At 59.4% G+C, this 23284-nt stretch carries 21 protein-coding genes, 1 tRNA gene and 3 pseudogenes; 7 read left to right on the forward strand and 18 right to left on the reverse strand.

Annotation, left to right across the window (positions count from 1 at the left end; genetic code table 11):
- Positions 1–88, reverse strand: a pseudogene (locus NW828_RS02380) (IS5/IS1182 family transposase); the annotation flags it as partial.
- Positions 89–269: 181 nt separating this feature from the next.
- On the opposite strand from NW828_RS02380, the gene NW828_RS02385 reads away from it, so the two are divergent.
- On the forward strand, positions 270–1151 hold the full coding sequence (locus NW828_RS02385) for a putative CRISPR-associated protein (RefSeq protein ID WP_414381165.1): 882 nt from the start codon (positions 270–272) through the stop codon (positions 1149–1151).
- Between the two features lie 100 nt (positions 1152–1251).
- On the opposite strand, the gene NW828_RS02390 is transcribed toward NW828_RS02385, so the two are convergent.
- Positions 1252–2646: a malic enzyme-like NAD(P)-binding protein gene (locus tag NW828_RS02390; protein ID WP_414332124.1), complete on the reverse strand. Its 1395-nt coding sequence runs from the start codon at positions 2644–2646 to the stop codon at positions 1252–1254.
- 8 nt (positions 2647–2654) lie between these two features.
- Here NW828_RS02390 and NW828_RS02395 point away from each other — a divergent pair, with 8 nt between their 5' ends.
- Positions 2655–3242, forward strand: a complete 588-nt coding sequence (locus NW828_RS02395) for a chromophore lyase CpcT/CpeT (RefSeq protein WP_414381167.1) — start codon at positions 2655–2657, stop codon at positions 3240–3242.
- A 4-nt stretch (positions 3243–3246) separates the two neighbouring features.
- Here NW828_RS02395 and NW828_RS02400 read toward each other — a convergent pair whose 3' ends face one another.
- The 8 genes from NW828_RS02400 to NW828_RS02435 all read right to left on the reverse strand — a co-directional run bounded on the left by NW828_RS02400 (position 3247) and on the right by NW828_RS02435 (position 9669).
- Positions 3247–3561: a hypothetical protein gene (locus NW828_RS02400; protein WP_414381169.1), complete on the reverse strand. Its 315-nt coding sequence runs from the start codon at positions 3559–3561 to the stop codon at positions 3247–3249.
- Positions 3562–3746: 185 nt separating this feature from the next.
- Positions 3747–4358 (reverse strand): ATP-dependent Clp protease proteolytic subunit, encoded by a 612-nt coding sequence (locus NW828_RS02405; RefSeq protein ID WP_414381170.1) that lies wholly within the window; start codon positions 4356–4358, stop codon positions 3747–3749.
- On the reverse strand, positions 4306–4683 hold the full coding sequence (locus tag NW828_RS02410; RefSeq protein ID WP_414381172.1) for a Uma2 family endonuclease: 378 nt from the start codon (positions 4681–4683) through the stop codon (positions 4306–4308). Before NW828_RS02410 ends, NW828_RS02405 begins: the two co-directional genes overlap by 53 nt.
- Positions 4680–4949 (reverse strand): hypothetical protein, encoded by a 270-nt coding sequence (locus tag NW828_RS02415; protein ID WP_414349572.1) that lies wholly within the window; start codon positions 4947–4949, stop codon positions 4680–4682. The genes NW828_RS02410 and NW828_RS02415 overlap by 4 nt, the downstream gene beginning before the upstream one ends.
- Before the next feature lie 17 nt (positions 4950–4966).
- Positions 4967–5602 (reverse strand): ATP-dependent Clp protease proteolytic subunit, encoded by a 636-nt coding sequence (locus tag NW828_RS02420; protein WP_414381174.1) that lies wholly within the window; start codon positions 5600–5602, stop codon positions 4967–4969.
- Positions 5603–5729: 127 nt separating this feature from the next.
- Positions 5730–8204 carry an ATP-dependent Clp protease ATP-binding subunit gene (locus NW828_RS02425; protein WP_414381176.1) on the reverse strand — a complete coding sequence of 825 codons (2475 nt, stop codon included), beginning with the start codon at positions 8202–8204 and terminating at the stop codon, positions 5730–5732.
- A 118-nt stretch (positions 8205–8322) separates the two neighbouring features.
- Positions 8323–8396 (reverse strand) — tRNA-Arg (locus NW828_RS02430).
- A gap of 175 nt (positions 8397–8571) precedes the next feature.
- Entirely contained in the window at positions 8572–9669 is a 1098-nt protein-coding gene (locus tag NW828_RS02435; RefSeq protein ID WP_414381178.1) for a tocopherol cyclase family protein, read from the reverse strand.
- A gap of 267 nt (positions 9670–9936) precedes the next feature.
- Between NW828_RS02435 and NW828_RS02440 the strand changes: the two genes are divergently transcribed.
- From NW828_RS02440 to NW828_RS02455, 4 genes and pseudogenes are all read left to right on the forward strand, one after another.
- Positions 9937–10491, forward strand: a complete 555-nt coding sequence (locus tag NW828_RS02440) for an ABC transporter substrate-binding protein (protein ID WP_414381180.1) — start codon at positions 9937–9939, stop codon at positions 10489–10491.
- Positions 10412–10722, forward strand: a pseudogene (locus tag NW828_RS02445) (ABC transporter substrate-binding protein); the annotation flags it as partial. The gene NW828_RS02440 and the pseudogene NW828_RS02445, both read left to right, overlap by 80 nt.
- Before the next feature lie 87 nt (positions 10723–10809).
- Positions 10810–12594: pseudogene (locus NW828_RS02450) on the forward strand (nitrate ABC transporter ATP-binding protein); the annotation flags it as partial.
- A gap of 71 nt (positions 12595–12665) precedes the next feature.
- A complete protein-coding gene (locus NW828_RS02455) occupies positions 12666–13553 on the forward strand; it encodes a nitrate ABC transporter ATP-binding protein (RefSeq protein WP_414381182.1) in 888 nt (295 codons plus the stop codon).
- Positions 13554–13754: 201 nt separating this feature from the next.
- Here the strand turns inward: NW828_RS02455 and crn3 are convergent, their stop codons facing one another.
- Entirely contained in the window at positions 13755–14747 is a 993-nt protein-coding gene (gene crn3 / locus NW828_RS02460; protein ID WP_414381184.1) for a CRISPR-associated ring nuclease Crn3/Csx3, read from the reverse strand.
- 165 nt (positions 14748–14912) lie between these two features.
- Here crn3 and NW828_RS02465 point away from each other — a divergent pair, with 165 nt between their 5' ends.
- Positions 14913–16331 (forward strand): TIGR03985 family CRISPR-associated protein, encoded by a 1419-nt coding sequence (locus tag NW828_RS02465; protein WP_414381187.1) that lies wholly within the window; start codon positions 14913–14915, stop codon positions 16329–16331.
- A 410-nt stretch (positions 16332–16741) separates the two neighbouring features.
- Here the strand turns inward: NW828_RS02465 and NW828_RS02470 are convergent, their stop codons facing one another.
- The 7 genes from NW828_RS02470 to NW828_RS02500 form a co-directional block, all read right to left on the reverse strand.
- On the reverse strand, positions 16742–17428 hold the full coding sequence (locus NW828_RS02470) for a VanW family protein (protein WP_414381190.1): 687 nt from the start codon (positions 17426–17428) through the stop codon (positions 16742–16744).
- Between the two features lies 1 nt (position 17429).
- Positions 17430–18260 carry an anti-sigma factor domain-containing protein gene (locus tag NW828_RS02475; RefSeq protein ID WP_414381193.1) on the reverse strand — a complete coding sequence of 277 codons (831 nt, stop codon included), beginning with the start codon at positions 18258–18260 and terminating at the stop codon, positions 17430–17432.
- 66 nt (positions 18261–18326) lie between these two features.
- A complete protein-coding gene (locus NW828_RS02480; RefSeq protein WP_414381195.1) occupies positions 18327–18992 on the reverse strand; it encodes a sigma-70 family RNA polymerase sigma factor in 666 nt (221 codons plus the stop codon).
- Positions 18993–19075: 83 nt separating this feature from the next.
- Positions 19076–19693, reverse strand: coding sequence for an ABC transporter permease (locus tag NW828_RS02485; protein ID WP_414344038.1), 618 nt, complete (start codon positions 19691–19693; stop codon positions 19076–19078).
- Complete coding sequence (locus tag NW828_RS02490; protein ID WP_414381198.1) at positions 19690–20658, reverse strand: ABC transporter ATP-binding protein; 969 nt, start codon at positions 20656–20658, stop codon at positions 19690–19692. Before NW828_RS02490 ends, NW828_RS02485 begins: the two co-directional genes overlap by 4 nt.
- 25 nt (positions 20659–20683) lie before the next feature.
- Positions 20684–21583 (reverse strand): glycine betaine ABC transporter substrate-binding protein, encoded by a 900-nt coding sequence (locus tag NW828_RS02495; protein WP_414381281.1) that lies wholly within the window; start codon positions 21581–21583, stop codon positions 20684–20686.
- Between the two features lie 413 nt (positions 21584–21996).
- Complete coding sequence (locus tag NW828_RS02500; protein ID WP_414381201.1) at positions 21997–23241, reverse strand: HhoA/HhoB/HtrA family serine endopeptidase; 1245 nt, start codon at positions 23239–23241, stop codon at positions 21997–21999.
- Positions 23242–23284 lie beyond the last annotated feature (43 nt).

Raw genomic sequence — 23284 nt, forward strand, 5'->3', positions numbered from 1 at the left:
CTTCTTTCCCAATGTTAACTCTCTCTTCTGTCTGTAAAAAAGCCAATATCTTCTGCCATTTGTTTTCATCTAAAAAAACCAACTTCATCCTCTTTCCTCTATAAATTATTCTCTCTATACTAACATAAGATCAACACGACCTGGGACTCCGTCCCGCTGGCGCGATCAGAGAAGATAGCAGAATCGGCAAAGTCCAGCTGCTCTGGGCGCAAAGCAAGACAGAGCTCTCGAAAAATTTGAGTTAACCGCCTATCATGCAGACCATCATCATGACTGTGGGCACCTCCTTGCTCACCAACCTTGACAAAGACCTGCAGCCGCAGCGCCCCTGGGTGGGACAAAAAACCATCGGGGATCCGGAGCAAGCGCTGGCCTGGATGAAAAGAACCGATCTGGAGCTGATCAGCGCCGAAACCAACACCTACTACCGCCTGGATCCCACCCCCGGCGATGCTTTGGTTCTGCTGCACTCCGCAACCCCCCATGGGCTGGAGTGTGCCCGGATTTTGAAGCTCTTCTTTGAAAGAGAACTGGGCCAACAACAGGTTTCTCTGGTGCCCCTTCCCGGCATCGACTACGAGCTAGAGGGATCCTCTCTGGAGCGGATGGCCGAGCTGTTGAAACAGTTGGCAGAGAGCGCCAAGGGGATCGTCACCTTTGCCGCCACCGGTGGGTTCAAAGCCCAAGCCATGATCATGGCTGTGGTGGGCAGCCAATTGGGGATCCCAGTTTGCTACATCCATGAGCAATACAAGTCTTTGGTCTACCTGCCCTACCTACAGCCGGAAGTTCAGCCCCGGATCCCTCGGGCAGGTCTTCCCGATTCAGGCCGACCTCGCTCCGAAGTCATCCAGCTGCAGGTCGACAGCAGCCACCACCGTCCTCGCAGCTGGGTCAAGGTGGAAAAACTCCTGCGAGACATTCCCTGGGTGGATCTGGTCCGCTACGACCCGCACGCTTACTCTGCCCCCAAAAACAGCGTCAAAGCTGCAAACCGCAAAACAGAGGACGGCCGCCACATCTTGTGGATCCATCTCCACCAGAGCCAGGACACCCACCTTGCTGTCAGGGTAGAGACCACCGGTTACACCCCTGAGCACCTGGAGCAGGCCGCCGCTGAGTTGCGGGAGCGCTTGGGTCGTCTGGTGTGAGTTCCCCCCAGGGAAGGAACAGGCCAAGATCCACCCCCGGCCTTTCGCGAGGTGAGCGCGGGGCATTTTGTGGCTTGTCACCTGGTGCCCTAGGTAGCCCTCAAGGGATCCCGGCCACGCCGGTTTGGCGGGCAGCCTGGATTACCGCAGCGGCCACCTGAGGAACCACCCGCCCGTCGAAGACCGAGGGGATGATCCACTGGGGATCCAACTCTTCGGCAGGGATCAAGGCAGCAATGGCTTGAGCGGCAGCCAGGCACATCTCGGTGTTGATCTGCTTGGCGCGGCAGTCGAGGGCGCCGCGAAACACGCCCGGAAAGGCCAGCACGTTGTTGATTTGGTTGGGGTAGTCGCTGCGGCCCGTGGCCATCACTGCCACCCGATTGCCCACCAGCTCCGGCTGGATCTCGGGCACCGGGTTGGCCAGGGCAAAGACGATGGGATCCGGTGCCATTTTTTCTACCATCTCCACTGTCAGGGCATTGGCCACGCTCACCCCAATAAACACATCCGCTCCCACCAAGGCTTCCGCCAGGGATCCCTTCTCCTCGACGGCAATGGCCGCCTTCTCGGGGGTGAGATCGGAACGGGAGCGGCTGAGGATCCCTTGGCGGTCGCAGACCAGGATGTGGGCTGCCCCGGCCCGCCGCAGCAGTTGCGTCACGGCAATGCCGGCTGCCCCGGCCCCGTTGAGGACAATGCGCACCTCGTCTAGGCTCTTTTTCACCACTTTCAGGGCATTCAGCAGCGCCGCCAGCACCACAATGGCGGTGCCGTGCTGATCGTCGTGAAACACCGGCAGGTTGAGGCGGGCCTTGAGCTGAGACTCAATGGCAAAGCAGCGAGGGGCGCTGATGTCTTCCAGGTTAAAGCCGCCAAATCCCGGCGCCAGGCGCACCACCGTCTCTACAATTTCCCCCACCTCCTGAGTGGCCAGGCACAGAGGGAAAGCATCGATATCGGCAAAGCGCTTGAACAGCGCCGCCTTCCCCTCCATCACCGGCAAAGCTGCCTCCGGGCCGACATTCCCCAAGCCCAGCACCGCACTGCCATCGGTTACAATGCCTACACTGTTGCCCTTGATGGTGTACTCATAGACCGCGGCGGGGTTGGCAGCAATTTCTAGGGAAACCCGCCCCACCCCCGGCGTGTAGGCCATGGCCAGATCGGCGGCGCTCTCCAGGGGGCTTTTGGCCACCACTTGCAGTTTTCCCCCTCGATGCAGCTCAAAGGTGCGATCTACCACCCGCTCCACTTTCACATTGGGTAGGGCAGCCACGGCGGCGCGAATTTGCTGGGCATGCTCGCTGCTGACGGCATCCACCGCGATCTCCCGTACCGTCTCCGCAGGGGATTGGTGGATGAGGTCGATCTGGCTGAGGCTGCCTCCCACTTCCGCAATGGCCTGGGTGACGCGGGCTAGGGCTCCCGGCTGGTTGAGCAGGCGAATGCGCAGGGCAATGCTATAGCTAGAGCTGGGGGTAAGTTTTGTCATAGCTCCCTATGGTAGACGAAAAATCCAATTCCGACTTGTACACCTTGGCCGATTGGCTGGAGGGTTACTACAGCAACCGCGCCCAGGCGATGGCGGAGCCGGTGTGGTTTGTGCCGGTCAGCCTTTGGTACGTGCGCCTTCCCCACCTGTTCTCGGAGGGGATCGGCTTTTTTACCGAGCAATTTAACCAGCACACGCCGGGCCAGTTTTATCGCAGCCGGGTGCTCCAGGTATTGGGGGATCCCTTGCGGATCGAGAACTACAAATTGCGGGATCAAGCAGCTTGGGCAGGTGCCTCTCAGGATCCGCAGCGCTTGGCGCAGCTCTCCTTGGCCGACCTGGAGCATTTGCCCGGTTGTCGCATTTTGGTGGAAAAGCGCCCAGACTGCTACCACGGCGAAATGCTGCCAGGTGGAGAATGTCGTCTGAACCCCGGGGATAGCACCTATATCCACATCGAGTTCGACCTCACCCCCAGCGAATTCATCACCTGGGATCGGGGCTTTGACGCCGCCACTGGCCAACAAACCTGGGGATCCCGCGCCGGACCCTACCGTTACCAAAAAGGGATCCCACCGGCTCCTCTTCAGGTCTGAACCTTCAAAACAGGAAGGGAAACAGATCTCGAAACCCTTTGCGCAGCCTGAGCAAAAAGATCAGCCGCTCCACCTCTGGAGAGACAGATCCGGTTTCGGGCCGAGCTGCCAAGGCTTCCTGGAGTTCTAGAGCTTCGTCGGCGGTGAGGGGCTGATGATCGACCGGAGAGCGAGCCCGCAAATCTGGCTGCGCCCGCAGCACCTCCTCAGGGATCTCAGAAGCGGGGGGCAGAGCCAAAGCCTGATCTGGGGGATACAGCAGGAACACCAGCAGACTGGCCCATCCACCGCTCCTTCTGGCCCAATGCTGTCGGTTCACCTGGTCGGATCTCCCGGCTAACTCCACCCTAATCCTAGCCACCCCAAAGACCTCAGCCCGTCTCTCGGCACCGCAGAACCGGCACGGTGAGATCATGAAAGGATCCCAGGTGTATTCCTCGCGGGTTCAATTCTTCAACATCCGACTCAGGAGCTTGCCCAGGCTATTTTTTGGATCCAGCCATCCTAGCTGGCGATTGCTTCTGAGCGCTCCTGGATCACCCGGTCTACTATGCCGTAAGCCTGAGCTTCCGTGGCCGAGAGGTAAAAGTCTCGCTCCACATCCCGCTCGATTTTCTCCAGCGGTTGGCCGGTGGTTTGCGCCAAGATCTCGTTCATGCGCCGTTTGACCCGCAGCGTTTCGCGGGCGCGAATTTCAATGTCGCTGGCTTGGCCTTGGATCGTGCCCAGCGAAGGCTGGTGCAGCATGATGCGGGAGTGGGGCAGGGCAAACCGCTTGCCCTTGGTGCCAGCAGCCAACAAAAAGGCTCCCATTGAAGCTGCTTGGCCCACGCAAACCGTAACGATATCTGGCTTGATGTGGTTCATGGTGTCGTAGATGGCCATGCCCGCCGTCACAGAGCCCCCGGGAGAATTGATGTACATCACAATGTCCTTTTGCGGATCCTGCGAGTTGAGGTAGAGCATCACCCCCACGATGGTATTGGCCAAGCTATCGTCAATGGGCTCGCCGATAAACAAAATCCGCTCTTGGTACAGGCGATCGTCAAGGCTAATCCACTGGCTATAGGGCTCGCCGGGCAAACGGTAGGGAACCCGAGGCACTCCAATCGGCATAAGTTTCTCCTGGCAAAGTATGAAACACAGAACGACGCGCTTGTAAGATATCTTCCGCGCTCAAATCCAGCTGGGGCAAAACCGAGGAAACAATGCGTCCAGATCCAGTTTTGACCTCGCCTTCGTATTCTCCGCCAACCCAGCGCACCGCGGAAACGGACTGCTTGGCTGGATCCACTGGGATCCCACGGGCAGCGTAATCTTTGCGCTTGTCTTGATCATCGCGTTTTTCATGGTCCACTCCGGGGCAAACCACCTCCTCCACCAGCAGCGGCGGGGGCATGGGCAGCCGAATGGTTCCGCGACCGTTTCCCAGCAAGCTCACATAGCGGGATGCAAAGCCATCACCTCTGGATTGCGCAACCGAGCCTTGGCTGCGGGCACTTCGACCTCAACTTGGCCCAAGCTCAGGCGTTGGATGGGCAAAAACTTGGGCAATTCCGCAACCAGAAACAGCTCAATGAGGGTGTTCATACGCTCCTCGGCTTCCCGAATGGACCCGTCTTCAGGTTCAACCCGTCCTTCATAAAGCCCGTCCGTGAGGCGTAGGTACTCCCCCACCGTCAAAGGCTGTACGGGAACTTGAACCATCGACGGATCCCTCTGCTTCAGTTTTTGGCTGCTGCCAACCTCGGCAAGACTTTGGAACTGGTCAGCACCTGATCGATGAGGCCGTAGGCTTTGGCTTCCTCTGGTGTCATGAAAAATAGCCGCTCCGTGTCCTTCTTGATGCGCTCCATAGGCTGGCCCGTGCTGCGGGACAGTTGCTCCAGCATCATGTTGCGCAAAGTCAGAATCTCGCGGGTGCGAATTTCAATGTCGCTGGCCTGTCCGCGGGTGCCACCGTAGGGTTGATGGAGCACGATGGTGGCATTGGGCAAACTGGCCCGAAATCCCTTGGCCCCTGCTGCCAATAACATGGCCGCCATCCCAATCGCATTGCCGATGCAGATAGTATGCACAGGCGGCTTGATGTAGTTCATGGTGTCCAGAATGGCAAAGGCCGCTGTGTCGTAGTTATAGGTGCCCGTCGAGTTGATGTACATCTTGATCGGCTTTTCCCGATCCTCGTACTGCAGATACAGCAGTTGCTCGATGATCAGCTTGGTGACGTTGGCATTCGACTCCTCTGCAAGGGGCAAGCCCAGGTAGACAATGCGCTCCTGCAGCAGCAGCGAAGCCAAATCTGGGGGTGGGGTACGAACCGGAGCGCCGCCATAGTAGTAGTAGGTCGATTGCACCATGCCAGAGATCTCCTACGCCTGGGTCTGTTCAACTGAAAAACACCAGAAAAACAACACTTGAGGACCACAAGGGATCCGCAGCATCCCAACGGATCCCTTGCAGTCTGAGGACCTCTCAAAGCCAGCTTTACTCCGCCCCTTGAGGCAAGAGAACCCGCTCCGGCTCCGTGACCAACACCTTGGGCTTGCGCTCCTCATCCACATCGATGAGCACCTCCGATCCCTCTCGGACGTGCCCGGTCAGGATCTCTTCCGCCAGGATGTCTTCCAGCAGGCGTTGGATGGCGCGGCGCAGCGGGCGTGCCCCATAGCTGGGGTTATACCCCTCCTCCACCACCAAGTCTTTGAAGCGGTCGCTGACCGTAAGGCGGATTTTCTTCTCCGTCATGCGGTCAAACACTTCCTTGAGCAGGATGTCGGCAATCTGCTTCACCTCATCCTTGGTCAGTTGCCGGAAGACGATGATCTCGTCCACGCGGTTGAGGAACTCCGGACGGAAGTACTGCTTCAGCTCCTCGTTCACCAGGTTGCGGATGCGGTTGTAGTTGGCATCCTCGTCGTTGGTGTTGAACTCGAAGCCGAGGCTGCCGCCGCCCTTCTCGATGACCTTCGAGCCGATGTTAGAGGTCATCACGATCAGGGTGTTCTTGAAGTCCACCGTGCGGCCTTTGGCATCGGTCAGGCGGCCATCCTCCAGGATTTGCAGCAATAGGTTAAACACATCCGGGTGCGCCTTCTCGATCTCATCGAAAAGCACCACCGTGTAGGGGCGACGCCGCACCGCTTCTGTGAGCTGACCCCCCTCGTTGTAGCCCACATAGCCCGGCGGGGATCCGATCAGCTTGCTGACCGTGTGCCGCTCCATGTATTCCGACATGTCGAGGCGGATCATGGCCGACTCGGAGCCGAAGAAGTAGGCTGCCAAAGCCTTGGTCAGCTCGGTTTTGCCCACCCCTGTTGGGCCGGAGAAGATGAAGCTGGCGATGGGGCGGTTGGGATTTTTCAGCCCCACCCGAGCGCGGCGGATGGCCCGGGAGATAGCCCGCACCGCTTCGTCTTGGCCGATGATGCGCTGGTGCAGGGTTTCTTCCATGTTCAGCAGCTTCACTGACTCGCTCTCGGTCAGCTTGGCCACCGGCACCCCCGTCCAGGCACTGACCACTTGGGCCACGTCCTCTTCGGTTACTTCGGGCATCTCGCTGCGGCTGCTTTCTTCCGCCTTCTTAGCAGCGGCAATGGCGCGGATCTGCTGCTTGATCTCCATCTCCCGATCCCGCAGCTCACCAGCCTTGTCGAAGTTCTGGGCCCGCACCGCAGCGTCTTTCTCCCTGAGCACTCGCCGCAGCTCTTGATCCAGCTCCCGCGCCGCCGGGGGCAGTTGAGAGTTGATCAGGCGCACCCGCGAAGCAGCCTCGTCGATCAAATCGATGGCCTTATCCGGCAGGAAGCGGTCGGAGATGTACTGGTCGGCCAGCTTGGCTGCCGCATCCAAGGCGGCATCGGAGATCTTCAGCTTGTGGTGCTGCTCGTAGCGCTCCCGCAGGCCAAACAGGATCTCGATCGTCTCGGAGACTGTCGGCTCGCCTACCATGATGGGCTGGAAGCGACGCTCCAGGGCGGCATCCCGTTCGATGTGCTTGCGGTACTCATCCAGGGTGGTGGCGCCGATGCACTGCAACTCGCCACGGGCCAAGGCAGGCTTGAGGATGTTGGCGGCATCAATCGCCCCTTCCGCAGCCCCGGCTCCGATCAGGGTATGCACCTCGTCGATGACCAGGATGATGTTGCCGGCATTGCGGATCTCATCCATGATTTTCTTGAGGCGCTCTTCAAACTCGCCGCGGTACTTGGTGCCGGCCACCAGCAAGCCAATATCCAGGCTGATCACCCGCTTGTCGGCCAAAATATCCGGCACATCCCCCTGCACAATGCGCTGGGCCAAACCCTCGGCAATGGCAGTTTTGCCCACCCCTGGCTCGCCAATGAGGACGGGGTTGTTCTTGGTGCGGCGGCCCAGGATCTGGATCACCCGCTCGATCTCCCGAGTCCGACCGACCACCGGATCCAGCTTGCCCTCCTGGGCCAGTTGGGTGAGGTTGGAGCCGAATTCGTCCAGGGTGGGCGTTTTGGTGCGGCTGGAGGATCCCCCCCCTGCCGTCACTTCGGCGGTCTCGCCCAACATGCGGATCACCTGGGTGCGCACCTTGGACAGATCCACCCCCAGGTTTTCCAAGACGCGGGCCGCTACTCCCTCCCCTTCTCGGATTAGGCCCAGGAGCAGGTGCTCAGTGCCAATGTAGTTGTGGCCGAGCTGGCGGGCCTCTTCTAGGGAGAGTTCCAGCACTCGCTTGGCGCGGGGAGTGAAAGGGATCTCGACGGCCACAAAACCGGATCCCCGACCGATAATTTTCTCGACTTCAATGCGGGCGTCCTTCAAGTTCACTCCCATGGACTTGAGAACTTTGGCGGCGACCCCAGTGCCCTCGCCGATTAACCCCAACAAAATTTGCTCGGTGCCAACGAAATTGTGACCTAACCGTCTGGCTTCTTCTTGGGCCAGCATGATCACCTTGATGGCTTTTTCTGTAAAGCGTTCAAACATGATCCTCGGGCTCCCTACGCCTGCATCAAGGCGGACTTGATAGGGGTAATCCTAGCACAAGTTCTGGCGAAACCAAGGGACGGTAAATACCCCAGACGGAAGCTGTCTGGGGCCAAAACGCGCCTGGAGAGATTTGAACTCCCGACACCGTGGTCCGTAGCCACGTGCTCTAGTCCACTGAGCTACAGGCGCAAAAGGGGCGGGCCAACCACGGTTGACTGTCTGTCCATACTATCTGTCCATAGTTACTCAGATACTATCCAGTACTATCCAGAGACAGAGATGGACATCTATCAATGTGGCTTAGGCATTCTAGCACAAGAGCGTTCTTTGGAAAGTCCAGCGGGGGTGTAGATATCCGCCAGCGTTAACATTGCCCTTGCCAAGGTTGCCGGACTTCTCCCCCCACTTCCAGGCCGGCTTGGGGGCTGGTGGTCTTGATCACCGGCGTCCAGACTTGGCCGTTGCGCTGCCAAAGCTGCAGGTGCAGATGTCCTGCCAGGGTATCCCGACAGTTGCGCTGCATCCCTTCTGGGCCAGGAGTGAATACAGTTTGGCCAGGCCGTCCCGTGTGCCCTTCCAGCCGAATACACCAGAGGGCGCTCTCTCCCCGGATTCGCCAAGATCCCCAGGGATCCACTTGCCAAGTCAGATGAGCTTGCCCAGGCCGCCATTCCAAAAAGGGCTGGGATCCCCATCCATGCAAGCTGATCAGGGCCACTTCTTCGGGGCGGGTGAGCACCTGCCGCTCAGCTCCGGCACAGGTGAGGCTGAGACCGGGATGCTGGGGAAAGGCGTTGCACTGGATCCAAAACCAGCGGCGAGGAAAGCTTTGGCCCCAATTTTTTTCGGCGTAGGCGGGAGCCTGCTGAAATGCATAGCGCCTGCCTCTCCACTCCACCCAGCCGGTGGCTAAGCCATGGCTCATGAGGATCTGCCAGCCCGGCTCAAAGATGGGCAGATAAGACCAGGCTCCCATGGTGGCTCGGGGTGGGATCCCATAGGCAAAACGAGGCTGAATGCGGTAAAGCCAGCGAATGGGCTCAGAGACCAAGGGATCCGGCAAAATCCCCTGGTTGAGGTGGGCGGTGTATTGGTAGCCGCTGGCGGTGCGCTGGAAGAAGGTGAAGGGATCCTGAAGGCCGCGACAGCCAGGGTCTGGGATCCCTGAGTGCCCCAAGGCCAGATGGGTTGAGCTGGCCCAAAAGCGGCGGGGATTGGGGAAGGTGCGCCAATGCAACTCCTCCTCCGGCCCCAACACCTGCGCCATGCCCCCGCGCTTGGGATCGATGGCGTACATGAAGGCAAAGCTGATGGGCGGATCCCCGGGCAAGGTGACGCGGCTATACCAACCCTCAAAAAACCGCTCTGTGCAGCCATCCCAGTGATAGCCGGCATGGGGCAGGGATCCCCAATCTGTTGAGTTGTTTTGCTCAGAGCAAGCCGCCGTTGGAGGAAACGCCATTGAGACCTAAGCCATCGCAACAATGATAGACGGAAGTCTATGCTTACCAAAATAATAATTGTATTGTTTCTATATTTATTTGCCCTTAGGATATCAACCAAGCTGAGATTTAAGGATTTCTTGAGATTTCACGAAGGAAATCCATGGGTCAGGCGACTTGAACTGGAAAGCTTCCATCTTGCCTTCACATATCCTTTCGATGAGGTGAGCATGACATCACGTCGTAACTTTTTGCTGTCTGCGGGTGCGGCCACCGTGGGTGGACTCGTGAGTGGCAGCTTAGCACGGGCCAGCACAGGCTACTGGGTTGCCCAGGCCAGCGGCCCAGAAACCCCCAATCTCAGGTTAGGCTTTATACCGATTGTGGAGTCTGCCCCCCTGATCATCGCCAAGGAAAAGGGCTTTTTCGACAAGCATGGCATGACCGGTGTAGAGGTGTTGAAGCAGGCCAGTTGGCCGGCAGCCCGTGACAATGTGGTTATTGGCTCGGCAGGTGGAGGCATTGACGGCGGCATGTGGCAGATGCCGATGCCTCACATGATCCACATCGGCGCCATCACCAACAATCAGCCGGTGCGTATGGCAGTTCTGTGTCAGTTGATCACCCAGGGGAACGGAATTGCCATTGCCGGAATGCACGTTGGCAAGGGCTTGGGGCTGGATATCTCCGGAGCCGCGGATTACATCAAAAATTTCAGCGCCAGCAACGGGCGCAAGTTCAAAGCTGCCTACACGTTTCCCAATGCCAATCAATGCCAATCAAGATTTTTGGATCCGCTACTGGCTTGCCGCCGGGGGAGTGGATCCGGATCAAGACATTGACCTCCTGACGGTGCCCTCTGCCGAGACGGTGCAGGGGATGCGCAATGGCACCATGGAGCTTTCAGCACTGGGGATCCCTGGCCCTACCGAATTGTGGCAGATGGGATCGGGTTTATAGCGGCTCTTACTCAACAGATTTGGCCCTTTCACCCCGAAGAATACTTGGCCATTCGCGCCGACTGGGTAGAACAAAACCCCAGGGCCACACAAGCCACTTTGATGGCGGTGATGGAAGCGCAGCAATGGTGTGACGATCCAGCCAACCGCGAAGAATTGGCCCGCATTCTCTCGGGCCGTGCCTACCTGAATGTGCCGGTTGAAATTCTCATGCCTCCTTTTCAGGGCAAGGTGGTGTTTCAGCATTACTCGCTTTTGCCTTGGCTAACGGTTCGGCAAAACATTGCGCTGGCGGTGAATGCCGTTCTTAAAAACCATTCTCCGGCGGAGCGTCAGCAGATCGTAGAAGAGCACATCGATCTGGTGGGTTTGCGCCATGCCGCAGATAAGCCCCCAGCCCAATTGTCCGGGGGGATGAAGCAGCGGGTGGCCATTGCCCGTGCCCTGGCTTTGCGGCCCAAAGTGTTGCTGCTGGATGAGCCGTTTGGCGCTTTGGACGCGCTCACGCGGGGGAACTTACAAGAGCAGTTGATGCGCATCTGCGAAGAACATCAGATGACCACCCTCATGGTCACCCACGATGTGGACGAAGCGGTTCTTCTGTCAGATCGTGTGGTCATGCTCACCAATGGGCCGGGATCCCGAATTGGGAACATTTTAACCATTGACATTCCTCGGCCCCGCCGTCGGCTGGATGTGGTCAACCATCCCAGCTACTACAGCTACCGCAGCGAGATCATCTACTTTTTGAACCAACAAAAACGGATTAAGCAATGGCGTGCTCGCCGCAGCACTGTGGTGGCCAGGCATGGCTTGGAAAAGATCAACCTGGAGATTGGCTTTGTGCCCCTCACTGCCTGTGCTCCCTTGGCTGTAGCTAAAGAAAAAGGGTTTTTTGCCAAACACGGCTTGGAAGAAGTGAACTTGGTGCGGGAAACCAGTTGGCGAGGGATCCAAGACGGCATTCAGGGAGGTTATCTGGATGCGGCCCAAATGCCCGCCGGTATGCCGGTGTGGATGTCCTTGGGTGGAGGGGATAACCCGCCTCAGCCGGTGGTTACGGCCCTCACCTTGACCCGCAACGGCAATGCTATCACCTTGCACAAGCGGTTCTACGAGCAAGGGATCCACACCCTCAGCCAGTTGAAGGCTTACATTCTGGATAGTCCCAGCCGTCGGCTTACCTTTGGGGTGGTGCATCCCAGCTCTATGCACAATTTGCTGTTGCGCTACTGGCTGGCAGCCGGCGGGATCCACCCGGATCACGATGTGGTACTGAAAACGCTGCCTCCGGCCAAGATGGTGGCCAACCTGACAGCCGGCAACATCGATGGGTACTGTGTGGGAGAGCCCTGGAATTTGCGGGCAGCCTTAGAGGGCAGTGGCTTTACGGTGGCTACAGATCTGGAGATTTGGCTGGGCCATCCCGGCAAAGTGTTGGGGGTGCGAGAAGATTGGGCCAGAGCCTACCCCAACACCCACATTGCCTTGGTCAAAGCGCTGTTGGAAGCCTGCCGCTACTGTGAAGACCCGGCCCATCACGACGAGATTCGCGAGCTGCTCAGCCGCCGCGCCTACCTGAGCACCGACCCATCCTACATTCATCTGGGGGATCCCCAGCGTCTGATCTGTGACTTGGACAGGCCGATGCGGGAATATGCCCACCACCGCTTCTTTCTGGGCGCCGGCAACCGTCCCAGCCGCACCGAGCATCTGTGGATGATGAGCCAAATGGCCCGCTGGGGGGAGCTGCCCTTCCCTCGCAACTGGGTGGAGATTGTAGAGCGGGTGTGTCAGGTGGGGGTATTCAGTACGGCAGCCCGCGAGCTGGGACTGGATGTCTCCTACCAAAGGCAGCCCATTCAGTTGTTCGATGGGATCGCCTTTAATGGTGAGGATCCCCTGGCCTACCTCAACAGTTTGGCGATTAAGCACGATATTTATGTAGCCGAGGTTGCCTTAGATCGTCGTCCTGTGTTGCTCTAGATACCCACTTGGGCGCCCTTGCAAAAGCACATTCCCCGTTGTGAGAAAATCATGAGTTGGAGCACCCTACGATGACTGCCCTCTTGACAACCTCTACCCCAGCGAACGTAGCCGCAGAACCCTACCTAAGCCTTGAGAATGTCAGCAAGACCTACTCAACTCCCAAGGGGGATTATCCCGTCTTGCGAGATATCAACCTCAGTGTGAACGAGGGAGAGTTTGTCTGCTTGGTTGGGCATTCCGGCTGTGGCAAAACCACCCTGCTGAATATGGTTTCCGGATTTGCCCAGCCCACCAGTGGCTCGGTGAAGCTGAAAGGGCAGCCGATTACAGCTCCTGGCCCGGAGCGCATGGTAGTGTTTCAAGGGTATGCCCTGTTGCCTTGGCTCACGGTTTATGAAAATGTTTATTTGGCCGTTTGGTCGGTATTTCCCCAAAAGAGCCAGTCGGAAAAGCATCGAATTGTGGAAGAACATTTGGATTTGGTGGGGCTGGGGGAAGCCGCTCAGAAATATCCCTCGCAAATTTCGGGAGGGATGAAACAGCGGGTAGCCATTGCTCGTGCGTTGGCCATCCGTCCAGAAGTGCTGATTTTGGATGAACCCTTCGGGGCCTTGGATGCCATTACCAAAGAGGAGCTTCAAGAGGAGCTGTTGCGCATTTGGGATGAACATCGCTGCACGGTTTTGATGATTACCCACGACATTGATGAGGCGCTGTTTTTGGCCGACCGCCTGGTGCTGATCGCGCCAGCGGGACGGAGTCCTTTCGCGCCAGCGGGACGGAGTCCTTTGACCAATGGCCCTGCAGCCACCATCGGGCAGATCGTGACCATCCCCTTCCCGCGCCCTCGGGATCGCGAGCGGATTCTTGAAGATCCGCAGTACTACCGCCTGCGCAACTCGGTTCTCAGCTATCTCTACGGCCATGAAGCCAACCCAGAGGCGGCTTACCGGTAAATCCAACCTGGAGCAGTTGACGGAGCGAGAGGGTGACCGGGCAGCCGGAACCCCTTGGCCGTCAGGGGCAGCGCTTGGGCAGGCGATCCGCAAACCTCTCTTGGAACTCGCCCACAACATTGCGCAACCGCTCGTCCAAAACGGCCAGCGTCCGGGATGCGATATATGCTGACCCGCCCCTCCAATTCTGAACCTGCACCTCTAGTGAATGAGGCGGCGCACCGCCCGCAGCAGTAAGGACTCCGTCCCGCTGGCGCGATCGGTGGGGGGAGGAGAGTTGGGATCCCAGCGAATTTCCAACTCAGGTGAGTCTTTGAGCACTTGAGGAGGGCCGGGCGAGGTGTGCAGGATGGCCACACAGCGCAAATTGCCCCGGTCTCGACAAAACTCGTGCCAGAGAGGGATAGCCTCGGGATCCCGGCTGACCACCAGGTAGTGGGAGCAGGCTTCCAGGATCGGCTGCTTTTGCGGATCCACCTTGCCGCCCACATCCACAATCACCAAACTCTTTTGCCGGCGCAAAGCCAGAATGGCCTGGGCATGGAAGCTGAAAAATTCGGGGGTAAAAGAGCCCCGGTACTGGTGCTTGAGGATCTTCGCCTCTTCTGGTGGCAAGTCTAAAGTCCAATTGCCTTCCCCATCCCAATGGGCCCGTTGCAGATAAATATCGGGATGCTCTGGCAGCAGAGCTTCGAAGAGGGCGCGGGCAAGACGGCTTTTGCCACTGTCGGGGGGGCCCACCACCATCACCGCCGCTGCCAATTCTGTTCGCGTCAGCGGGCCGTAGGCCTTGCCCGGCCTTCCCTGCACCCAGGGGATGACCTGGCCCACCCGCACTTCGGGGGTATGGCTGGAGACCACCACCGCGCCCAAGCGTGGGTCATAACAGGCCACCCAACGGGTGAAGTGGCACTCATGCACCAGCCAGCCATACAGCCAAATGGGGGCCCGCCCCGTCAGAACCACCCCCAGCTGGGCATTGATCCCGGCAGGCAGCTGAAGCTGAGCCAAATCCTCTGGAAAAACCAGGCGATCCGGTCGGGTCAGCTCAATTTCGATGACCTGAAAAGACAGTTCCGAAGAATGGGATCTTCGAGGGTCCAAGGACTCCGTCCCGCTGGCGCGAAAGGACTCCGTCCCGCTGGCGCGAGCGGCCAGACAGCCGGAAAGCAAATGCAGTGCCACAGCAGCCATGGGCAGATTTGACGAGACAGGTTGACTTCAGTATGGAAGAGATTGGAAGTGGAAGGTTCCAACTCATGTCAGAGTGGTCAGGCTCTCACTTGCGCCTTGCTCCAAGAAAACCCCTGGCCTGAAGTGCCATCAACTGGTCAACCCAAAAACCGAGGGAACTGTCGGATGAGCCGATTTGAGCTGCCTTTGACGGTAGAGGTGTTGCGCTGGCTGGCCGGCGGGCAGTTGGCGGAGCGCCTGGAGCGGGCCGTGCGCCTGTGGGTGTTGCTCGATTGCTTGTATGGCGAGGAGGGATGGCGGGATCTGCCGGAAACGTTTGGCTATACCCACATTCGGGATCGCTTGCTCTCGCCGTGGCATCCCAAGCAGGATCTGGCAAAAGGGATCCCTTCACCCTGTCCTGATGTTGACTGCATTTGCTGGAAACCCTTGAGGTTTTGGCTGAAGGATCCCAACCTATTGGCCGCCTTAAAAGCAGAAGTTCCGGATCTGGAAGCGCTGCTATCTGCTCAACCCTTTCACAAGACCCATCGCACACTGCGCAAAGAGCTGGATTACCTGGCTGCCCGGGGTTGGCTGCAACAAATTCAGGCCAACTCTAGGCGGAGAGATAATTTTCGCTGCCGTGCGCCGGGGGATCGTCCCCAACTGCCCGTATCTTCATCGGCTTTGACCTTATCGGGCCATCAACTGGAACAGATCTATCACATCCTCAGCGATGTGGCCTTTGTACATCCAGATGTGCAGGTTTTGCTGGATGAAATCTGGGAAAATCAAAGGACTCCGTCCCGCTGGCGCGATCAGCACTCCCAGCGGCGGCTGTTTGTGTGGTTTGAGTACATCCTCTCAGACGAACAGCAAGAACGGGTGGATGAATATCAAAGCCAGCTAGAAGCCCTTTGGGCCAACCCAGAAGCAGGGGTGATCGGTTTTGACTACGCCACCCGCCAACATGGGATCCGGCGTATTCTCACCTATCCGGTCTGCCTGTTTTATGCCCGCCGCGCCAAGTATCTGGCAGCCTTTGGCCAGCTCCCCACCCCCGAGGGATCCCTGGGCTGGCACAATTTCCGCTTAGATCGGATCCAGTCTGAGCGCCTGGCGGTGATTCCCTGGGACGCTCCTTCCATTCCGCCAGAGCTGGCAACCCGCAAACGGCAGAGGAAGCTGCCCAGCCCAGAGGAAGTCCAAGCAGCATGGGAAGAGGCCTGGGGATCCGATTTTTACTTGCCCAAGGCTTTGTTGATTCTCCGGTTTTCCCCGGAGTTTGCCCGTCGCTATGTGGAAAGCACAGTGCGACATCCCACCTTCCAGCCCATTGCCTACGAGCGGATCCCGGCTTTGGTGCAGCAGGCAGTGGCGGATGCGCGGGAGCGCGAACAGATTTTGAACATTGTCCGGCAAAGACCAGCCAGCGACCGGTACTTCCGCGCCTGGGTACGGGTGGGAGATACCAATTTCACCATGCGCCTGCGGGATTGGCGGCCCAACGGCGAGGTCATCGCTCCCCTGGCCTACCGGGAACAGATGGCTCGAGAAGCTCAGGCGGAGCTGCAGCTTTATGTTTCGTCTGTTTCCGTTTAGTTGTTTTTGTTTCCATTGTTTCCATTAATTCCACTTCCCCGAAGGGAAGCGACTCCGCCCCATTATAACCCTTACCCAGAGCGGGATCCAGGGGCCTAGATCGACAGGGTCTCGTTTAAGGACTCCGTCCCGCTGGCGCGAACGGCTGCAATTTCCCCTTATTTTTCTCCGCCGAGGGGCCTGAAACCCTTGCCCAGAGCGGGATCGACCGGGTCAACGGAAGAATCAGGGTTTGAGGCTTGTCGCCGACCCTGTCGCTAACCATGTTGGTGTAGAAATTAACATGGATCCCTGTGTGGAGGTTGCTGGGGAGCTGCTCCTGAGACGCTGAAGTAGGGGGCCAATGGAGCGAAAAAAGGACTCCGTCCCGCTGGCGCGAAAGGCCTCCGTCCCGCTGGCGCGATGAGAGGCTAGGGAGCAACGACATAGCGATCTTGGGAGAGGCGCTCGTTACCCCGATACACGCTCACCTGCAAATGCTGGGGATCCAGCCGGTGCCCCTCTACACGGATGGGTGGGATCCTCAGGGCGTGGCGGGATCCCCGTCCCAGCACGGACACAATCAGGTTTTGGCCGCGGATCTGAACTCGTAGGCGCACCGGCCAGGGGAAAGGGTTGCGCAGCTTGAGGTCGGCCAAGCCGTACCAAACGGTGGCATCTAAGCCAGGGGGCACCGACTCTACCTGCCGGTAATGGGGGTGCCTCTCCACCACCTCCAGCCCTGCCAACAGAGCGGCATTGTAAAGGCTAGAGGACACCTGACAGATTCCTCCCCCAACCGAATCCAGGGTTTCGGCCACCATAAACACCGGCGCGGGCACATAGCCTCGTTCCAGGCTGCGCGGCCCCACCACTTGGTTGAAGGAAAAAATCACTTCTGCCTGTTCCTGTGAGCGTGTCGCAGGCATGATGTAAACTCCATCCAGGCTTTGGGCGGCTCGGCGAATGTTGTGGAGTTGAGAAGGAGTGCGCTCCCGCAAAGAAGTCACGTATTGGCTTAGGGTTGTTGGCGTGGGATCCGTCCACCACAAGGCCAGAAGGGCCAGTAGCGCCCCCACCAACACAGCTAACCTTTGCAGGCCAACCTTTCCTCTCACCTCACACTTTGCCCGTCAGAAGGGGTTTCAAGGACTCCGTCCGAGTAGCGCGAGCGGGCAGTTGGCGGGAACCGGTCGCAATCACCAGCTCTTGGGCGCGGGTACCTGCCGGCAACGTGCGGGATGGGCGTAGGGCCACCAGAGCAGAGCCTTGAGCATCCACCTGAAAGTCACCACAGTGGAGGAACTCGCCATTATCCAGCTTGAGCCAGAGGGAGTAGCGCTCCCCCGCCACCGGTTGGGGCAGATCCCGTGCGGCCAAGATAACCTCCTGCCAGTCTCCTGGGCGAAACAGCACATTGGCCGTCCCCACCTCCCCCTGCAAATGCACCAGACGGGATCCCGGCTGTTGCAGGAGATGAGACAATGCCCGCACCGGCTCTAACTGGGCCAGTTGCAGAGCTTGCCGCAGTCGCCAGTTGTCCAAGCTGAGCAGAACCAAAATTGCCGCCACCAAGCCTCCCAACCAGCGCCACCCCACCCCAAAAGCAGGCAGTGGAGAGTGAAGGGGGACTGCCATCTCCTGCTCGCGTAAGCCGATAGCCCCCACCTCTGCCATCACCTGGTCGCGCAAGCTGGCGGGCGGGAGCACTCCTGGCAATCCGTAGGGCAACAATTCCAAGGTTTCTTGCAAGGCTTGCAGTTCGGCCACCAGCCGAGGGTCTTGGGTTAGGCGTGCCTCTAGAGCACTCGCCTGCTCGGGAGACAAGTCCCCCAGCAGATAGCCGGCCAGTTCTTCCCGTTCCTCTGTTAAAGGGGGCGAGGTGGATAAGGACTCCGTCCCGCTAACGCGATAGGACTCCGTCCCGCTGACGCGATCAGACATGGCCATCCCAACACCAGAACTCAACTCCAAACCTAGGACTCCGTCCCGCTAACGCGAAAGGACGCGGTCCCGCTAACGCGAGCAGAAACCCAGAAGGGCGCGCAGGGATCCCCGCAATTTGCAGAGAGCTTGGCGAGAGCGGGTCTTAACCGTCCCCAACGGGATCCCCAATTGGCGAGCAATGTCCGCCTGGCTCAACCCTTGGTAATAGAGCAACTCCAGGATCTGCCGTTGGTTTTCGGGCAATTGGCTGAGGGCCGCTTGCACCGCTTGCCGCCGCTCCTCGATGGAAACCTGCTCAAAAGGGAACCGAGTCTTGCTAAAGGACTCCGTCCCGCTAACGCGAACGGCGCTGAGAATGGTCTGCCAGCGTTTCAAAAGAAGTTGGTGGCTGCCCTGAGAACGCAGACGGTCAATGGCCCGCGAGCGGGTCAGGATGCACAAAAAACTGCTCAGGGATCCCCGCCGCTCGCGCGACTCGGACGGAGTCCTTGGATCACAGCCAACCTTGCGCCACAGCTCGACAAACACCTCCTGAGTCAGGTCTTCTGCCTCGGCCACGTGGCCCAGGATCTTGAAGGCCAGCCCATAGACCAAGCCGGCATAGCGATCGTAGAGCGCAGCCAGAGCAGCAGGTTGCCCCGCCTTGAGCGCTTCCATCAGCTCCCAATCGGCGTGGGATGACCAATCTCTCACCCGCTCACGCCAGCGGGACGGAGTCCCTGGTTGCTCACCCATGCTACACCCAGTTTCGCCCCACACAACTAGAGGATAAACCTGCCCGATCGCGCCAGCGGGACGGAGTCCTTAAGTCTACCCCCTCAGCCACGACGGGCCGCCCATTCCAGGCTGAGCAAGGCTGTGTTCACCAGCAAGGCCAGGGATCCCACCGCCAGGGATCCGGCCCAGATCTTGTCGTAGCGACCGGCCTGGGCAATGCCATCGAACAGCAGGGTTCCCAGTCCCCCTGCCCCAAACTTGGCGCCCACGGTGGCAATGGCAATGGCCACAATTGCCGCCAGCCGCAGCCCTGCCAAAACAATGGGCAGCATGAGCGGCACCTGCACCTGCCACCACCGTTGCCAGAGGTTCATCCCCATGCCCTTGGCAGCTTCCAGGATGGCAGGCTCGACCGAGCGCAGGCCCACGCAAAAATGGCGCACCAAGATCACCTGCGTGTAGATCACCATCGCCACCACCACCGAGCGGGCATTGAGGCCAAGCCAGGGCACCAACAAAATGATCAAAGCCAGGCTGGGCACTGTGTACAGGATGCTGAGGATCCCCATGACCGGCAGGGCCAACCAGCGCACGTGGTGAACCAGCAGAGCCAGCGGCACCGCCAGCACCACCGCCATGCCCAAGGTCATCCCCACCATCGCCAGATGCTCTTGGGTGAGCTGCCACATCAGGCCGGGGTGGTTGAGGAGATAGCTCACGCGGATCCCCCCTCCAGCATGGCCAAGCTGCGAATGTGATCCAAGGTCAAAACGCCGATGGCCCGCCCGTCCTCCCACACCGTCAGGGCTGCCGCCCCTGTGCGCAACAGCAGGGACAAGGCTTGCCGCAAAGTGGCCTGGGGCCTCACCATCGCTCCCTCTTGGATTTTGTGGTTGTGCGGGATCCCGGCCATCGCCGTTTCCACCCGCAGCACACTCAGTTGCCGCACCATGTCATCTGCCCCCAGCAGTTCCTTAACAAAGGGAGTAGCCGGTTGGGTGAGCAGCCGAAAGGGAGTGTCGAACTGCACCACCCGCCCCTTCTGCATCACCAAAATGCGATCCGCCAGGCGCAGCGCCTCTTCCACATCGTGGGAGACGAACAGGATGGTTTTTTTCAATTGCCGTTGCAGGCGCAGGATCTCCTCTTGCAGCTTGCTGCGGGTAATGGCGTCGATGGCCCCAAAGGGCTCGTCCATCAGCAGCAGCCCTGGATCCCCGGCCAGCGCCCGCGCCAGCCCCACCCGCTGCTGTTGTCCACCCGACAGTTGGGCAGGGTAGCGGTGGCGGTACTCGTGGGGGGGCAAATTAACCAAGCTGAGCAGCTCGTCCACCCGCTCGCGGATGCGCTCCTTCGCCCATCCCAAAAGTCGCGGCACCACCGCCACATTCTGGGCCACCGTCATGTGGGGAAACAGCCCCGATTGCTGGATAACATAGCCGATCCGCTGCCGCAGAGCCGTGACGGGAAACTGGCGGATATCCCGCCCGTCCAAGCGAATCTGCCCCTGGGTGGGATCCAGTAGGCGATTCACCATTTTCAGAAGGGTGGTTTTGCCGCAGCCAGAAGGCCCCAAAATGACCACCAACTGGCCCGACTCCACGGAAAAACTGCACTCGTCCACAGCCGGCTGGGAACTGTGGGGAAAGCGCAGCGACACCCGCTCGAACTCAACGGTGCTCACCTCAGGGCCTCGTGCAGGGGCAAGATTATTTCTTCAGGATGCCGGCTTCCACCAAGAAAGTTCTGGCCACCTCCGCCGGCTCCTTGCGGTTGCCGCTCACCTCGTAGTTCAACCGCTGCATCACCTCATCCGTCAGCAGAGGGGAGAGGGCATTCAAAGCAGCGGCAATGCCGGGGTTGGCCTCCAGGGTATCCTTGCGCACCACCGGCGCCACCTGGTAGGGGGGGAAAAGCTGCTTGTCATCCTCCAGCAGCACCAGGTCAAAGGCGGCAATTTCCCCATCGGTGCCGAAGGCCACCGCCACATCCGCTTCCCCATTGACCAAGCCCTGGTAGCGCAGGCCGGGATCCACTGCTTTGTAGGCCTTGAGCCGGAAATTACCGTAGACGGCTTGGATCCCAGGTAGGCCATCCTCGCGGGCTTGAAACTCCGGCGGCCCGATCATCACCAGCTCGCCCGCTTTGGCCACCATGTCCGAGATGGTGGCGATGCCCAGCTCAGCCGCTCTAGTTCGGGTCATGGCCAGGGCCTGAGTGTTGTTCATGGGGGCGGGATCCAGCCAAATCAATCGGAACCGGCTCTCGTACTCGCGGGCCACCGTCGCGTACACCTCTGCCGGGTCGCCGCTGGTGGGCAGTTTAAGCACCGTCAGCAGGCCGGTGCCGGTGTACTCGGGGTAGAGATCGATCTCGCCGCTCAACAAGCCCGCATGGGCTACCGGTGTTCCGCCCAGGTTGAGCTTGCGCTCCACCGTGAACCCTGCCGCCTCCAGGGCTAAGGCGTACATTTCCCCCAAAATAAACTGCTCGGTAAAGTCCTTGGAGCCGACGGTAATGGGCTTGGCGAGGCCCCCTTGGGGAGTGAGAACAAGAACCGCCAGCCCCGACAGGGCCAGCAAAGCCAAGCGACGAGTGGTTTTCAGCATAGGCAAGGGGAGAAGGGATCCCAGGCTAATGACAAGAGGCCCTGCCGAGAGCGTTCCGGCCTGGGCCAGGAAGTTTCGACTGTTAAGTCACCATTAAACCATTATTTTCCCTGAGCCGTAACTGCAAGAACCAACCGTAGAGATCGCCAGTACGGTCACTGCAAGTTGGTTTGAAATAGCCCAAGTGTAAGGACTCCGTCTCGCTGGCGCGATAGGACTCCGTCCCGCTGGCGCGATCAGCACCGACCCAGCCCCTCTCCCAGGGGAAGAGGGAAGTTCACCCCCATTGAGAACAACCCTGCTGTGTCGCTGGGGTCAAGGACTCCGTCCCGCTGGCGCGAAAGGACTCCGTCCCGCTGGCGCGAAAGGACTCCGTCCCGCTGGCGCGAAAGGACTCCGTCCCGCTGGCGCGATCAGCCTCCGCTGGGGGCCGGGAAAGAGCCTGTTACCGCGCGGATCTTCTGTCGCCGCCCGGCTCGCTCGATCTCCAGCTCCAGGGTGCTGCCCACCTCAGTGCGCTCCACCTCCTGTTGCACCTGATCGGCTGTGGTTACGGCACGATCATTGATGGAGAGAATGACATCCCCAGACCGCAGCCCTGCCCGTTCCGCTGGGGATCCCTGGATGACTTCGCCAATCAGTACACCCTGATCCACCGTTATCAAAATGCGGCTATTGGGATCCTGGTTGAGGCGCTCCTTCAGCTCTGGAGTCAGCGTCAGCATGCGGATGCCCAGGTAGGGGTGATCCACCTTGCCGCGAGTGATCAACTGATTGGCCACCCGCTGGGCCGTCTCAATGGGGATGGCGAAGCCCAACCCTTGCGCTCCCTGGATGATGGCGGTGTTCACCCCTATCACCTCCCCTTGAGCGTTGAGCAGCGGGCCGCCGGAGTTGCCGGGGTTAATGGCCGCATCCGTTTGGATAAAAGATACCCGCTTGTCAGGCACCCGAATCTCCCCGCTGGAACGGCCCAAAGCGCTGATGATCCCAGCCGTAACGGTGTTATCCAAACCCAGGGGGTTGCCGATGGCAATGGCCCACTGGCCCGGCTCCAGGGTTTCCGAGCGCCCCAGCTTCACGGTCGGCAGGTTCTGGGCGTTGATCTTCACCACGGCGATGTCCGTAACCGGATCCGAACCGATTACCTGCCCATCAAAGCTGCGGGTATCCTTGAGCGTCACCGTTACCTTGTCGGATCCCTCGACCACATGGGCATTGGTGATGATCTGGCCGTCTGGGCTGATGATGAACCCAGAGCCGGTTCCCTGCTGTCGCCGCTGCCGAGGGATGGAAGGGATCGCTTGGCCAAAGAAATCCCGGAAAAAGGGATCGCTGAAAAACTCCTCCGGAAAAGGGGCAGGGGCGCGCACCGTCCGCTCAGCATCGATGCGAACCACCGCCGGCCCCACCTTTTGCGCCACATCGGCGATGAAATTCAGGTTCAGTTGGGGCGGGGTTGCCGTCGTCTGGGCAGATACCCCCTTGCCCCCCACCAGAGCCGCTCCCAGCCCAATGCCCAGCAGCACCAGCAGCACTGACGAGAGAAGAGACTTCCAAGTGGAGATGGCAAAAGGCTGGAAAGAGGATTGGGCAGGTTGGGCGGAAGCTTCTGACCCGGGAGAGGGCTGGCCCGGCATGGATGTGCTGCGCTTCATAGCTACAAGAAGAGGGTTGGGATGCTGCAAGACTTCGGCCCCA

It is taken from the genome of Synechococcus sp. W55.2 (assembly GCF_047461635.1).
GTDB lineage: Bacteria > Cyanobacteriota > Cyanobacteriia > Thermostichales > Thermostichaceae > Thermostichus.